Annotated in this window: 10 protein-coding genes and 2 pseudogenes; 5 read left to right on the forward strand and 7 right to left on the reverse strand. The window is 68.9% G+C overall.

Annotation, left to right across the window (positions count from 1 at the left end; all coding sequences use genetic code 11):
* Positions 1–53: 53 nt before the first annotated feature.
* A complete protein-coding gene (locus tag QM806_RS15375) occupies positions 54–434 on the forward strand; it encodes a phage holin family protein (RefSeq protein WP_005258320.1) in 381 nt (126 codons plus the stop codon).
* A 12-nt stretch (positions 435–446) separates the two neighbouring features.
* Here QM806_RS15375 and QM806_RS15380 read toward each other — a convergent pair whose 3' ends face one another.
* Positions 447–1,316, reverse strand: coding sequence for a 1,4-dihydroxy-2-naphthoate polyprenyltransferase (locus QM806_RS15380; protein ID WP_054248134.1), 870 nt, complete (start codon positions 1,314–1,316; stop codon positions 447–449).
* A 76-nt stretch (positions 1,317–1,392) separates the two neighbouring features.
* On the opposite strand from QM806_RS15380, the gene QM806_RS15385 reads away from it, so the two are divergent.
* Positions 1,393–4,644, forward strand: coding sequence for an AfsR/SARP family transcriptional regulator (locus tag QM806_RS15385; RefSeq protein WP_283291939.1), 3,252 nt, complete (start codon positions 1,393–1,395; stop codon positions 4,642–4,644).
* Positions 4,645–4,653: 9 nt separating this feature from the next.
* Here QM806_RS15385 and QM806_RS15390 read toward each other — a convergent pair whose 3' ends face one another.
* Positions 4,654–5,397, reverse strand: coding sequence for an IclR family transcriptional regulator (locus QM806_RS15390; protein WP_005564438.1), 744 nt, complete (start codon positions 5,395–5,397; stop codon positions 4,654–4,656).
* Positions 5,397–6,911, reverse strand: a complete 1,515-nt coding sequence (locus QM806_RS15395; protein WP_054248135.1) for an APC family permease — start codon at positions 6,909–6,911, stop codon at positions 5,397–5,399. Before QM806_RS15395 ends, QM806_RS15390 begins: the two co-directional genes overlap by 1 nt.
* A gap of 226 nt (positions 6,912–7,137) precedes the next feature.
* On the opposite strand from QM806_RS15395, the gene QM806_RS15400 reads away from it, so the two are divergent.
* Genes QM806_RS15400 through tatA form a run of 3 tightly spaced genes read left to right on the forward strand, consistent with a single transcriptional unit; the run spans position 7,138 to position 9,589 of the window.
* A complete protein-coding gene (locus QM806_RS15400) occupies positions 7,138–8,718 on the forward strand; it encodes a flavin monoamine oxidase family protein (protein ID WP_054248136.1) in 1,581 nt (526 codons plus the stop codon).
* Between the two features lie 29 nt (positions 8,719–8,747).
* Positions 8,748–9,422, forward strand: a complete 675-nt coding sequence (locus QM806_RS15405) for a Rid family hydrolase (protein ID WP_283291943.1) — start codon at positions 8,748–8,750, stop codon at positions 9,420–9,422.
* A complete protein-coding gene (gene tatA, locus QM806_RS15410; RefSeq protein WP_005252050.1) occupies positions 9,422–9,589 on the forward strand; it encodes a Sec-independent protein translocase subunit TatA in 168 nt (55 codons plus the stop codon). Before QM806_RS15405 ends, tatA begins: the two co-directional genes overlap by 1 nt.
* Before the next feature lie 53 nt (positions 9,590–9,642).
* On the opposite strand, the gene QM806_RS15415 is transcribed toward tatA, so the two are convergent.
* From QM806_RS15415 to QM806_RS15430, 4 genes and pseudogenes are all read right to left on the reverse strand, one after another.
* Positions 9,643–10,473 (reverse strand): ABC transporter permease, encoded by an 831-nt coding sequence (locus QM806_RS15415; RefSeq protein WP_005564446.1) that lies wholly within the window; start codon positions 10,471–10,473, stop codon positions 9,643–9,645.
* Positions 10,470–11,456: a daunorubicin resistance protein DrrA family ABC transporter ATP-binding protein gene (locus QM806_RS15420; RefSeq protein WP_043788634.1), complete on the reverse strand. Its 987-nt coding sequence runs from the start codon at positions 11,454–11,456 to the stop codon at positions 10,470–10,472. Before QM806_RS15420 ends, QM806_RS15415 begins: the two co-directional genes overlap by 4 nt.
* Positions 11,457–11,603: 147 nt before the next feature.
* Positions 11,604–12,457, reverse strand: a pseudogene (locus QM806_RS15425) (hypothetical protein).
* 175 nt (positions 12,458–12,632) lie between these two features.
* Positions 12,633–14,026: pseudogene (locus QM806_RS15430) on the reverse strand (IS1182 family transposase).
* Positions 14,027–14,236 lie beyond the last annotated feature (210 nt).

The raw sequence follows: 14,236 nt of genomic DNA on the forward strand, positions 1-14,236 counted from the left end.
GGTCCCGGGTTATCCAGTTCCCGTTTGTCCGAACGATGTGCCAGCATGCACCCATGACCTTCTTGGTACGCCTCGTCATCAACGCGTTCGCGATCTGGCTGGCGGCAGCCTGGGTGTCGGGCATCGACATCTCCAGTTCGGGCAACGGAACCGGCTGGGACATCGTGGTGCTGCTCGGCATCGCGGCGGTGTTCACCGTCGTCAACATCTTCGTCAAACCACTGGTGAAGCTGCTGTCGCTGCCGTTGCTGATCCTGACGCTCGGCCTGTTCACCCTGGTGATCAATGCCCTGATGCTGCTGCTCACCGCATGGCTGAGCTCCCAGACCGATTACGGCCTGACAATCGACGGCTTCTGGACCGCCGTATGGGGAGGCCTGATCATCTCGATCGTCAACTTCATCCTCGGCATCGTCCTCCCGGACGGCGACTGACCCGGCGGCCGCTCAGGCGACCGAGAGGGCCACAGCGGTGGCGGCGCCCCAGATCAGCATCGCCAGCCCCGAATCCCGAAGCGCCGGAATCAGTGCGAGGCCCAGGCCGCCGGAGCGGACCGGCGCGTTCGCCCGGACGGCGAGAGGCAGCGCGAGCAGTCCGACGAGCGACCAGGGGGTGCGCAGCACCAGGACGAGCGTCACGACGAACGGGACCGTCAGCGTGACGAGATGCAGGATGCGGGTACGCGAGTCGCCGAGCCGGACGGCGAGCGTGCGCTTGCCGGACTCGGTGTCGGTGGGAATGTCCCGCAGATTGTTGGCGACGAGAACCGCGCTCGAGAACGAACCGACGGCGATCGCGGACACGAGACCGGCCCAGTCCACCGTCTCGGCCTGCACGTACTGGGTGCCCAGCACGGCGACGAGACCGAAGAACACGAAGACGGCGACCTCGCCGAAGCCGCTGTACCCGTACGGCTTCTTGCCGCCGGTGTAGAACCAGGCGCCCACGATGCAGAGGGCGCCGATCAGCACGAGCCACCATGCGGTGGTGGCGGCGAGGACCAGACCGGCCACCGCGGCGACGGCGAAGCAGGCGATGGCCGCAGCCTTCACCGCCGACGGTTTCACCAGCTTGGACCCGACGAGCCGCAGCGGGCCCACCCGCTCGTCGTCGGTGCCGCGGATCCCGTCCGAGTAGTCGTTGGCGAAATTGACGCCCACGATCAACGCGAGAGAGACCACCAGTGCCAGTACTGCCTTCCACCACACCGCGCCGCCGAGCGACGCCGCGGCGCCGGTGCCCACGAGCACCGGGGCGATCGCGTTCGGGAGGGTGCGCGGACGAGCGCCTTCGATCCATTGAGCAGCCGTTGCCATGCACCGATCTTTGCACCGTGCGAGAAGACGCCCGCACCCACGCCGTGCAATACCATCGAACGCGGTGGACCAGCACATGAGCGTGGACGAGAGAGTGGCACCGGCAAGCACACCGATCCAGGTCGCCTTGTTGGGTGAGATATCGACGTGGCGATCGGGCGTGCTCGCGCCGCTGCCCGGCACCCGCGCGCGCAGCCTGCTGGTCGCTCTCGCCCGCGATCCCGGCCGGAGCCGGTCGGCGCAGGCCCTCATCGACGAGGTGTGGGGCGAGGATCCGCCGCGGTCCCCGATGAATGCGTTGCACACGCAGGTCTCCCGTCTGCGCGCGGCGTTGCCGGACGGAGCGCTGGAGATCGGCCCGGCCGGTTACCGGCTGGCGGTGCCCAGGGATGCCGTCGATCTGACGCGCGCCGAGGACGTGGCACGCCGGCTGAGAGGCCGGGGGAACGGTCGCAGCGTCGGGCCGGACGAGATCCGCGATGCGCTCGCGTTGTGGCAGGGCGACCCGGGCGCGGACCTTCCCGGGGGTGCCGCCGCAACAGAACTCGCCGCCGATGCCGCAGTGATCCGGGGGCAGCTCGAGGCCGCGGAACTGGCGGCGCTGGTGGCGGCCGAAGACTGGGACGCCGCCCTCCCGAAGGCGCTGGCCCACGTCGCCGCAGAACCGCTGGACGAGCAGGGGCACGCGCATCTGATGCGGGCGCTCGCAGGGCTCGGGCGGGACAACGAGGCGCTGGACGTGTTCGCGACCTTCCGCAAGCGGATGGTGTCCCGGCTGGGGGCCGATCCGTCGCCGGCGCTCGTCGCTCTGCACACCGAGATCCTGCGGGGCGGACGTCCCGGTGCTGTGGCGGCTCCGCTCCTCGCGTCGCCGGACCGGACGGCGATCGGGCTCCGCGCGGCACCCAACGCCCTCCTGGGACGCGACTCGGACATCGCGGAGATCGAGCGGTTGCTCACGTCTTCGCGGGTGGTGACCATCCTCGGGCCCGGCGGTGCCGGCAAGACGCGACTCGCGCACGAACTGGGTGCGCGGGCCGCGGCGGGGACGTCCGTGGCTCTGGTGGAACTCGCGTCGCTGCGCAGCAGCGAGGACGTCGTGGCGGCGATCAGCAGCACGCTCGGGCTCAGCGAGGTCGACATCGCGCCGGGCCGGCTCACCGTCAGCCGCGTCCATTCGGCGCGGGAACGGCTGCGGGAAGCGTTGTCGGCAGGGCCGATGCTCCTGATCCTCGACAACTGTGAGCACGTCATCGGCGCGTGCTCCGAGGTCGTGGCCGACCTGGTGGCGGCCGGCGACCAGCTGACGGTCCTCGCGACCAGCCGATCACCCCTGATGCTCGCGTCCGAGGCCGTGTACCCGCTGCCGCCGCTCGCGATCGACGAAGACGACGCGCCCGCCGTGCAACTGTTCACGGCGCGGGCCCGCGCGGTGCGGCCCACGGCGCGTCTCGACCCGGAGGCGGTGCGCAGCCTCTGCCGCACTCTCGACGGTCTCCCGCTCGCGATCGAACTGGCCGCCGCGCGGGTACGCAGCATGAGCGTCGAGGACATCGGCCGACGACTCGAGCATCGGTTCGCGCTGCTGCGGTCGCACGACCCGACGTCGCCCGAGCGGCACCGCACCCTGCACGCCGTCATCGATTGGAGCTGGCAGCTTCTGGGCGAGCAACAGCAGATCGCGCTGCGCAGACTCTGCCGGTTCCCGGCGGGGTTCACCCTCGACGCCGCCCGGACGATCGCGGAGTGGGACGGCGTCGATGACGTCGTGGATGCGGTCGAGGGCCTCGTGAATCAATCCCTGCTGTCCGTGTCGGAGACGTCGGACACGCTGCGCTACTACATGCTCGAGACGGTGCGCGAGTACGGCGAGGAGCAGCTCGCGTCGGCCGGCGAGGAATCGGAAGTGTTTGCTCGCCAAGGGGTCTGGGCCGGCCGGTTCGCGTCGGAGGCGCTCCGCCGGTGCCGATCCGACCAGGTTGCGCTCGCGGACGACATCGACGCCGACCACGACAACCTGCTCGCGGTCCTGCGGTGGGCGGTCGAGCGCGACGACGCGGAGACGGTGGCAACCGTGTTCCCGGTGCTGGGCGGCCTGTGGGCCATTCGGGGCGCGCACTCGGAGGTGATGAACTGGACGCCGCGGATTCTCGGGTCGACGGCGGCCGCAGACCTGACGGACGTCGGTTCGGAACTGGTGGCGTACACGTTCCTGCTCGCGGCGATGCACTTGGTGTTCGGTGGCCAGACGCGCACGCTCGCCCGGGCCCGGATCCGGCTGCGTCACCTGCTCCGGGACCGCCCCGACCTTCCGTCGGTCACCTCGTTCGCGGTGCGGCTCATCCTGTCGCTGGGTTCGGGACGGCGCCTGGCCAGGGTCGTCGCGGACGGGGTGCGGTCGGACGATCCGGAGACCCGCGCGGCCGCGTTGTCCGCGCGGGCCAGCATGCGGGAGAACCTCGGCGACTTCCGCGGCGCGATGAGGGATGCCGCGACGGTGTCCGAACTGTGCGGGGCGATCGGTGACGTGTGGGGCACGGCGATGGCGTCGCAGTTCCTCGGTTCGCTGCACAGTCAGTCCGGGCGCTACCGGCACGCGGTGCGGCACTATCAGGACGCCGTCGAGGGCATGCGGAAGCTGGGTGCGCAGGAGGAGGCGGATCAGTTGTGGGGCTTCCAGGCCTCCGCGCTGATCGCCGACGGTGATGTGGAGGCCGGCCGGAAAGTGCTGGCCGAGACGGTACTCGAGCATCGCGGTGCGGGCACCGGGACCGACGACCACCAGCCGGACGAATGGCGGGCCGCCGCCACCGGCAGTCTCGCGGAAATCGATCTCGCGGACGGCGACGTCGAACGCGGGCTCGCCCGCTACCGTGAGGCGCTGGACATGGTGTATCCCCGGATGCTGTCCGAGCCGTACGCCGATCCGTTCGGAATGATGCTGGCGGCGTCGGTGGTGTGCGCCCACGTGCTGCACGGCCGGTCCGAGATGATGGTGGAGTTCGTGCCGAAGCTCGCGGAGGCAGCGCTGTCGAGGCTGGGACAGGCTGCCTACCAGGATCTGCCGGTCACCGGGGCCGTGGCGGCCGGGGTGGGGTGCTTCGAGCTCGCGCACGGTGATTCCGATCGTGGCCTCGCGTTGCTGGCATTGTCGGCCCGGGCCCGGGCGCGGCAGGACATCGCGTCGCTGCGACACCCCCGGCACGTCGCGTTCGCAGTCGAGCACGTGGGGGAGGACCGCTGGGAGTCGGCGCAGAATCGGTTCGGCAACTGGTCGCGTCGTGCGGTGCGCGCCGAAATCCTGGACATGCTCGCCAGTTCGAGCTGAGTGCCGGTCTCAGGCAGGGACCCGGCCGCTCACCCGGGCCGCACACGATCGCAGGAGGTCGGTGAGTTCCGGATCGTCGACGGCCAGGCGTCCGGTCTTGCCGATCGCCGCAAGGCATCCGACCACCGCGTTCTGCGCATCGTGCACCGGGACGGCGACGGCGCTGCGGCCCACCCGCACCTCGTCGACCTCTCGGGCCGAACCGGTGTGACGGACGGCGTCGAGTTCACCCCGCAGCGTGGCGATGTCGGTGACGGTCCGCGACGTGACCCGGCGCAGACTCGACGGCACCAGGTCCGGACGGGACGCGAGGAGGATCTTGCCGATCGCAGACGCGTGCAGGTGCGCGGCGATCGTGTTCTCGCCGCTGAGTTCGTGGTCGGGGTCCCGGTCGACGAGTCGCACCCGGCCGCCCGCGAACGACGCCAGATGGATCCCGAAACGCACCTGTTCGCGCAGTTCTTCGAGCACGGCGTGGTGGTCGACCGGGTCCGGCGCCGCATCCGCCCCCGCCAGCTGCCTGGTCCGCCGGCCCAGCGCGAACCCGGACAGGTCGGCGATCCGCACCAGATAGCCGTCGGCGGTCAGGAGATTGAGCAGCCGGTACGCCGTGGCCTGGGGGATCCCCGCGTGTGCGGCGATGTCTCGCGCGGTCGCCCCGGACCCGAGCTGAGCGACGGCCTCGAGCAGGGCGAGTGCCTTCTGCACGGCGCGTGGTTCGTGGCCCGCGATCTCCCCCGCTCGGGCGCCCATCACCGGGACCCGGGGGTACGTCCAGCCGCCGTCAACGCGAGGTTCCCGGCGGCGTCCGTGGCGAACACCCCGGCTCCCGGCAGCACATCGTCTGTTTCCGCGGTGTCGAACACACCCATCGACCGCAGGCTCGCCGGGTAGCGCCATCGCAGGTACAGCTGCCACGCCGAACCCGACAGCAACAGGGTCAGCACCACGGTGGGGACCATAGCGAAGCCGTGGGCCACGTTCACGAACAGCATGTAGGCCAGGACGAGTCCGCCGGCGGCGCTGCCCGCGACTCCCGCCACCAGGACGAGAGGGGTGTGCTCCCCGATCCGGCTGAGGAACCGCACCGACGCCACGGCCACCAACACGTACGCCGCGACCACCGCACTCCTGGCAATCAACTGCACGTGACCGAATCCGGTCGACTTGCCGACGATGCCGAATGTCGCGGCACCGACGCACACGGCGCACACGATGACCGCCAGCGCCGCGTACGGGGTGCGGAAGCTCCGGTGCACCCGGGCGAACAGACGCGGCACGACTCGTTCGATCCCCATCGAATACAGCAGGCGCGACGCGGCATTCGACGACGCCATCGCCGACGCCAGCCACGACGTGCCCAACCCGAGGTTCAGGGCGATCACCACGGCCGAGTCGACCCCGGTGGAGGTGCCGTGCAGATACGCGTTGACCAGGGTGTCCGTGCGACCGGACCAGGCGGCCCACGCCGAGAAGATGAACAGAGCGCCGCAGATCATCGGCGTGAGCATCACGGTGCGGGTGACGGTGGCGAGCGGGCGCTTGGCCTCCGGCCCGAAGAACGTGGCGCTCTCGAAGCCGGCCAGGGCGAACACCGCGGCCAGCGTCATGAGCAGCGGCCCGTACGCGGAATCGGACGGCGGCACCGCGGCGTGCTGACCGCCCGCGCCGGTCACGATCATCAGACCGACGATGAACAGCAACGAGCACGATTCGACGGCGAGGATGGCGAGGGCCGCGAACCGCACCCCGCGGACCAGACAGGCGAGGATCACGATCGCGATCCCGGCGTAGACGAGGAGACGCTCGGCGGGTTCGCGCAGTTCCAGCCCGAAGAAGCCGAGCGTCGCGATCACGGCCTGGCCACCGTGGTACAGCGTCATCACCGCACTGCCCACGTACTTGGTCAGCATGGCGACACCCGCCGTCAGCGCGGCTCGCGTGCCGAGGCCCTGGAACACGAAACTGTAGAGACCGCCCGCGGCCGCCATACGTCGCGTGAACTGCGAGACGCACACCGCGATCAGGGAGACCACCACCGTCGCGACGACGATCGTGATCAGACCGCTCAGCAGCATCTGGTGGGTGAACATGGTGACGGGCAGGACCACCATCGACACCGCAGGCGCCGTCGTGGCCACCGACTGGGCGAGAACCTCGAAGCCCGACAACTGCCGCCTGCCCAGCGCACGCAACGGCGACAGGGCCTGACGTTCGGGCTCGCCGGTGGCGAACGAACGCGCGATGGCGTCGGAAAGGGCTGACATGCGCGTGAAACTAGCCGGGTCGTGTTGCCGAAAAGTTTCGGTTTCGGGTCGAACTCCGACTCGGGAGTGAGAACGGCCGGCGCCCGTTCTCGCTCGCCGGCCTCAGACTGTTTCGCCGCCGACAACTTCCCGACTCGCTTCCCTCCCAGGATGAATCCGGACAAGTTACCCGGGTCGCCGGGCGCAAGAATGGGAGCGCGAATTGGCATTCACACGTAGATCTTTCATGAAGGGCCTCGGGGCCACCGGCGGCGCAGGCCTCGCGTACGGCGCGATGTCGACGCTCGGGCTCGCACCGTCGACCGCTGCGCCCGCCCGCACCTTCCAGCCGCTCGCGGCCGGCGACCTGATCGGCAAGGTGAAGGGCAGCCATTCCGTGGTCGTGCTCGGCGGCGGCCCCGCCGGTCTGTGTTCGGCATTCGAACTGCAGAAGGCCGGGTACAAGGTGACGGTCCTCGAGGCCCGCACCCGGCCCGGTGGCCGCGTCTGGACCGCACGGGGCGGCAGCGAGGAGACCGACCTGAGCGGCGAGACGCAGAAGTGCACGTTCTCGGAGGGCCACTTCTACAACGTCGGCGCCACCCGCATCCCGCAGAGCCACATCACGCTCGACTACTGCCGCGAACTCGGCGTCGAGATCCAGGGATTCGGAAACCAGAACGCCAACACGTTCGTGAACTACCAGAGCGACACGTCGCTGTCGGGCCAGTCCGTCACCTACCGGGCCGCGAAGGCCGACACGTTCGGCTACATGTCGGAACTGCTGAAGAAGGCCACCGATCAGGGCGCCCTGGACCAGGTGCTGAGCCGGGAGGACAAGGATGCGCTGTCGGAGTTCCTCAGCGACTTCGGTGACCTGTCCGACGACGGCCGCTACCTCGGATCCTCGCGTCGTGGTTACGATTCCGAGCCCGGAGCCGGCCTGAACTTCGGCACCGAGAAGAAGCCGTTCGCGATGCAGGAAGTGATCCGCAGCGGCATCGGCCGCAACTTCAGCTTCGACTTCGGCTACGACCAGGCGATGATGATGTTCACCCCGGTCGGCGGCATGGACCGGATCTACTACGCGTTCCAGGACAGGATCGGCACCGACAACATCGTCTTCGGCGCCGAGGTGACGTCGATGAAGAACGTGTCCGAGGGCGTCACCGTCGAATACACCGCCGGCGGCTCGAAGAAGTCGATCACCGCCGACTACGCGATCTGCACGATCCCGCCGCACCTCGTCGGACGACTGCAGAACAATCTGCCCGGCGACGTGCTCACCGCGCTGAAGGCGGCCAAGCCGTCGTCGTCCGGAAAGCTCGGCATCGAGTACTCGCGCCGGTGGTGGGAGACGGAGGACCGCATCTACGGCGGCGCGTCCAACACCGACAAGGACATCTCGCAGATCATGTTCCCGTACGACCACTACAACTCCGATCGCGGTGTGGTCGTCGCCTACTACAGCAGCGGCAAGCGTCAGGAGGCGTTCGAGTCCCTCACGCACCGCCAGCGGCTCGCCAAGGCGATCGCGGAGGGCTCGGAGATCCACGGCGAGAAGTACACCCGCGACATCTCGTCGTCGTTCTCGGGCAGCTGGCGGCGCACCAAGTACTCCGAGAGTGCCTGGGCCAACTGGGCGGGCAGTGGCGGATCGCACGGCGGGGCGGCCACTCCCGAGTACGAGAAGCTGCTCGAACCCGTCGACAAGATCTATTTCGCCGGCGACCACCTGTCCAACGCCATCGCCTGGCAGCACGGCGCCCTGACGTCCGCCCGCGACGTCGTCACCCACATCCACGAGCGCGTGGCCCAGGAAGCCTGACCTTCCCCTCGAACAAGGAGTCGTGAACTGTGAAGTCTTTTCGTACCAAGGCCGTGACCGCCGCGCTCGCCGCATCCGCTCTGATCGCCGGGGCGGCGTCGTGCTCCTCCGAGGAGGCGGCAGCGGAAGCGCCCGGCAGCACGTTCGTCTCGAAGTCCGTTCTCGAAGCCGGCGAAGCGAATCCGATGATCGCGCAGGGTGTGGCCATCGGTGGCGGCACCGCCGTCTACAAGTCGAGCGGCATCGGTCCCGGCGCGTCCAACAAGGCCGCACCCGAGGGCACCCCCGAGTCGTACATCGACACCGACGTGTTCGCGGGCGGCGCACTCCCGGCCGGAGTCACGATCACCGAAGCGCAGGGCATCAACGCGCTGAAGCGGATTCGCGACAATCTCGAGGCACAGGGACTGACGCTCGAGGACGTCGTGACCATGCGGGTGTTCCTCGACAACGCCCCCGGCACCGACCGCGCCGACTACGCCGGCTGGAACCGCGCCTACCGGCAGTTCTTCGCGAACACCAACCTCGAGACCGGTGACACCGAACTGGTCCCGCTCGGCACCGCGGAACCCGCTGCGCCGATGGAACGGAACCCCGCGCGTCCCAGCCGGTTCGCGCTTGAGGTCGCGAGCCTGCCCGCCACCGGCTGGCTCGTCGAGGTCGAGGTGGACGCCGTGTACCCCGACGGTGAGGAGCCCCAGTAGTGGGGGCGCTGAGCCCGAGCCACTGGGCGATCATCGCGGTCGTGCTCGTGGTGCTGTTCGGGTCGAAGAAACTACCGGACGCCGCCCGCGGCCTGGGACGGTCGATGCGGATTCTCAAGACCGAGGTGGGGGAGTTGCAGGCGGACGCCCCCGAACTGGAGAAATAGGCGAAGCGAGCCGGTGGACCCCGCGTCCACCGGCTCGCTTCTTTCTTCGGGTGTCAGGCCTTACGCATGTACGTCCGGACCGTCAGCGGTGCCATGATCGCGACGATCACGGCGGCGCCGAGCAGCGACCACACGACGTGGACACCGAAGTGGCCGTCGTTGACGAGTTCACGCACCGCGGTCACGACATGCGACACGGGGTTGACGTTCACGAACGCCTGCATCCAGCCCGGCATCGTGTCGGCGGGCACGAAGGCGTTGGACATGAACGTCAGCGGGAACAGGATGAGCATCGAAATGCCCTGCACCGAAGACGCTTTGCTCATCAGAACACCCATCAGGGCGAAGATCCAGCTGATCGAGAACGCGCAGACGACGACGAGCGCGCCGGCAGACACCACTCCGACGACACCGCCGCCAGGCCGGTACCCCATCGCGATACCGACGGCGAACGTGATGGTCGTGGCGATGCCGTACCGCACGACGTCGGCGAGGAGCGCACCGGACAGCGGCGCGATGCGGGCGATCGGCAGGGACTTGAAGCGGTCGAAGACGCCCTTGTCCATGTCTTCCCGCAACTGGGTGCCCGTCACGATCGACGTGGTGATCACCGTCTGGACCAGGATGCCCGGGATGATGATCGGCAGATACGACGCCACGTCGCCGGAGATGGCGCCACCGAAGATGTACGTGAACATCAACGTGAAGATGATCGGCTGGACGACGACGTCGAACAGTTGCTCCGGGTTGTGCTTGATCTTGAGCAGCCCCCGGTACGCCATGGTGAGCGTGTTCGCGACGGATTGCTCGAGGCTGATCCGGTTCCGGGCCTCCGGAATCGGTTGGGGGCCCGCGTGAGCGCGGGATTCGAGGGTGGTGGTCATGCGACGCTCCGTTCGGTGTCGGCCTCGGTGGCGTCTGCGCCGTGGCCGGTGATGGTGAGGAAGACCTCGTCGAGACTCGGCTTCTGGACGGTGATCTCGTCGACGGCGATCCCGTGGTCGCGCAGTCGGATCAGGAGTTCCACGGCGAGCGACGGATCGGTCATCGGCGCGGTGAGGCGGCCGATCTCCGGGGTGATCGCGACCTCCACACCGAGGGTGTGGGCGATCACCGAACGCGCGTCGTCGGTCTGTCCGCGATCGACCAGCGTCAACTGCAGGGAGGAGACGCCCACGGACGCCTTCAACTCGTCGGCCGTGCCGTCCGCGATCACCTTTCCGCGGTCGATGACGGCGATCCGATCGGCCAGCTGATCCGCCTCGTCGAGGTACTGCGTGGTGAGCAGCACCGTCGACCCGTCCGCGACCAGCCTGCGGATGGTGTCCCACATCTGGGCGCGCGTCCGAGGGTCCAGACCCGTCGTCGGCTCGTCGAGGAACAGCAGCGGGGGATGGGCGATCAGGCTGGCCGCCAAATCCAGACGTCGACGCATACCGCCCGAGAAATTCTTGAGCGGCTTCGTCGCCGCCTCGGTGAGGTCGAACTCCTCGAGCAGTTCCGTGCACTTGCGGCGGGCATCACCCCGGCTCAGACCGAGCAACCGGGCGAAGATCACCAAATTCTCGACCGCCGACAGGTCCTCGTCGACGGACGCGTACTGGCCCGTGACACCGACCAGCGAGCGCACCGCGTTCGGTTCGCGCACCACGTCGTGGCCGAAGATGCGGGCCTCGCCGCCGTCCGGACGCAACAGCGTCGCAAGCATCCGCACTGTCGTGGTCTTACCGGCGCCGTTCGGGCCGAGCACTCCGTACACCGACCCGGTCGGAACGGACAGGCTCACGCCGTCGACGGCGCGCTGACGGCCGAAGAGCTTCACGAGCCCGTCGGCCTCGATGGCTGGGGGAGTTGCAGTGAGGTTCATGCCGTAGACGATGCAGCCCAGCACTTGCAGCCGGCTTGCACGCCTCTTGCACGGGCTTGCGGGCGCTGTCGTCGGGTGATGCACAGACAGTGGTCGGAATCAGGGGCAATTGTGCCGGAATCTGGCGAATGTCTCGGCGAACGTCGGTCAGCGCCGGTGCTCTGCGCGTGCGCACGCCCTGTCGAAGCGCGCCTTGACGGTGGCGAAGTCGAAGAGGTCCCGCCACGTCCACCGGACGACCTCGTACCGGCGTCGCGGATCGCGTCCTCCCGGAGTTTCTCCCGGTGGACGGCGACTGCCGCCTGGTCACCGTCGACGCCGTATTTCCCCATGCCGTCGAACTCCCCGACCACGCCGCATTCTGTCCAGAAGAAATCGGCCCGGCCGAGGAAGGCACCGGTGCCGTCGTGGAGCACGTGCTGGAGTTCGGGTGGCGGCAGGTCGTGCTGGCGGATCCGGATGCGGCTCAGCGATTCCCCCGGGCTCTCGCTGCGACCGTCGAGGAAGCCCGCTGCCCGCCGCGCCGTCGCGATGCCTTTGCGAGGTCCCGCCCGGCCGACCTCGTCCAGAATCTCGTCGAGCGTGACGAGTCGACGGTGCAGCGCCGAATCGCCGACGACGACGGCCTGGTCGAACGTCGAGATGCGTGCGGTGTCGACCACAGTCCGGGCGGGGGAGGTGACCGCCAGCCCGCCCAGGGCGACGACGTCGGTTGCGTCGAACCGTGTGGCGTGGACGTGGACTCCCGCGGTTCGGCCGCCGCCGGAGGCGTGGTTCCTCGTCAGATGCACCCGTTCCAGCGAAAGGTCGCCGAGATCCATGCCGTGCAGAAGTGCCGCAGACGTGTGGCTCACCACGATGCCGGGTGGGCGCGACTGCAGGGCTGCCGCAATGCGGGCCCGGTGCAGCGCAGGCGCATCGAGTGCGGCGAAGCGCTCGTCGGAGACGTATGCCCCCGCCGCGATTCGCACGAGACGTCCGGAATCGCGGGCATGCCGGATCTCGGAATCGGTGACGCCGTCGGCTAGGAGCGTGGGTCTGTATTGCCAATCGGGATCGTTGCCAGGGTCCGCCGGAGTCGATTGGGCCGGCGGTGGGTGGGCAGATTGGTTCGGGATGAGCGCAGGTTGCGCGGGTGTCCGTACCGAGCTCTGCGGGTGGCGGCTGACCGGGAGGTCAGCTCGCGGCGAGGGCCGCGAGGCCGTGGACACCGACTACGCCGTGGAGCTTGCGGAGGTTGTGACAGGCGGCGAGCAGCAGCCATTCGCCGCGGGCCTGGTCGAGTCCGCGGAGCAACAATTGTTTGGCGTTCTGCAGGGTGCTCATCTGACCGAAGACCGGTTCGACGATGGCCTTGCGGCGGGCGTATGCGTTGCGGCCCTTCCGGGTGGCCAGCTTGCGGGCCATTCGTTGCTTGCCGTTCGCGGACTTGGGGATTCGCCCGCGCGGCGCGATCGGTGGCGGGTCGACACGGCGCCGGCGTCCGGTCGCGACATAGAACTCGGTGCCGTGTTCGTCGGCGAACTCGGCGGCGCTGTCGAGGTTGTCGGCCGAGCAGTAGCCGGCGTCGGCGAGGACCTGGTCCGGGACTTGCCCGGTGTTCGCCGCGGTCTGTTCGGTCATCGGCATCAGATTGCCGACATCGGCGGCGTTGGTGTTCACGTCGGTGGCCACGATCACCTGATGTTTCTCGTCGACCACGGCCTGCGCGTTGTAACACTGCTGAAAGGCCGCGTCGCCGGTCAGCATGATCTTCGAGTCCGGATCGGTGAAGTTGCGTTGCGCCTTCGGTTTCGGCGTCGCCTTACCGGCCGCGCCCGTGCCCGCCCCCGCGGCGGTGTCATCGTCGTCGCCGCGGTCGCGGGCCTTCGCCTCGGCCCGCTCCCGCGCCGCATGCCGGGCCTCTTCCTCGAGGGCGGCCTTCGCCGCCCGGATCGTCGCCAGCCGGGTTTCTCGGCGCCGCAGCTCCTCGGGGAGCTCGTCGCCGCGGTTGTTCCGGCCGAAGCGGGCGTCTTCGGCCTTGTCGATCCGTTCGGCCTCGGTCAGCAGGGCCGAGACCTCGTCGGCGAGGACCTTCTCCTTCTCCGACATGCGGGCGTAGCTCATCGCCTTGCGTTTCGAGGCGTTCGCCCGCACCTTCGTCCCGTCCAGGGCGACCCGGCCCAGCCGGACCATGCCCGCGGCCTGACACAACGCCAATGCCTGCACGAACAGGTGGCCGAGCGCGGACAGGTGCCGCTTGCGGAACCGGGCGATCGCCCGATAGTCCGGGGCCGCGCCCGCGGCGAGCCACCGGAACGGCACGTCATCGACGCATTTGCCCTCGATCGCCCGAGACGAGCGCACCCCGGTGGTGTATCCATAGAGCAGGATCCGCACCATCAGCCGCGGGTCATAGGGTGGGGCGCCGCGGCCCTCGGTGTAGGCGGCGCGGATCCGGACAGGTCCAGATGCTCGTCGACCAGCTCGGCGATGAACCGGGCCAGATGCTCGGCCGGCAGCCAGTCGTCGAGCGACGGCGGCAGCAACAACCCCTGTTCCGGGTCGAATGCCCGGAACGTCTTGTCCACCGACCGCTTCGGCACCCCGAAATCGGGTTCGACCCGCTGCACAGGGTCTACCTCGAATAACCCACCATCATCGAGATCATCAGGCACGCCCCATCATCTCGCATACCCGACCATCACCCGAACACCCCGCCCGGCGTGTTACCGACCCACGCTCCTAGTAGTACTTTGTTAGGTAGGGAAGGTGTGGTGGCACAGTGGGCAGGTACCGAC

The sequence above is a fragment of the Rhodococcus sp. IEGM 1351 genome (assembly GCF_030056875.1).
Classification (GTDB): Bacteria; Actinomycetota; Actinomycetes; order Mycobacteriales; family Mycobacteriaceae; genus Rhodococcus_F; species Rhodococcus_F opacus.

Bases quoted from the DNA above. Each gene is read 5' to 3' on its own strand.
- QM806_RS15385 (WP_283291939.1), top strand. From the start codon at position 1,393: ATGAGCGTGGACGAGAGAGTGGCACCGGCAAGCACACCGATCCAGGTC.
- QM806_RS15380 (WP_054248134.1), bottom strand. From the start codon at position 1,316: ATGGCAACGGCTGCTCAATGGATCGAAGGCGCTCGTCCGCGCACCCTC.
- QM806_RS15375 (WP_005258320.1), top strand. From the start codon at position 54: ATGACCTTCTTGGTACGCCTCGTCATCAACGCGTTCGCGATCTGGCTG.
- QM806_RS15400 (WP_054248136.1), top strand. From the start codon at position 7,138: ATGAAGGGCCTCGGGGCCACCGGCGGCGCAGGCCTCGCGTACGGCGCG.
- QM806_RS15395 (WP_054248135.1), bottom strand. From the start codon at position 6,911: ATGTCAGCCCTTTCCGACGCCATCGCGCGTTCGTTCGCCACCGGCGAG.
- QM806_RS15390 (WP_005564438.1), bottom strand. From the start codon at position 5,397: ATGGGCGCCCGAGCGGGGGAGATCGCGGGCCACGAACCACGCGCCGTG.
- QM806_RS15420 (WP_043788634.1), bottom strand. From the start codon at position 11,456: ATGAACCTCACTGCAACTCCCCCAGCCATCGAGGCCGACGGGCTCGTG.
- QM806_RS15415 (WP_005564446.1), bottom strand. From the start codon at position 10,473: ATGACCACCACCCTCGAATCCCGCGCTCACGCGGGCCCCCAACCGATT.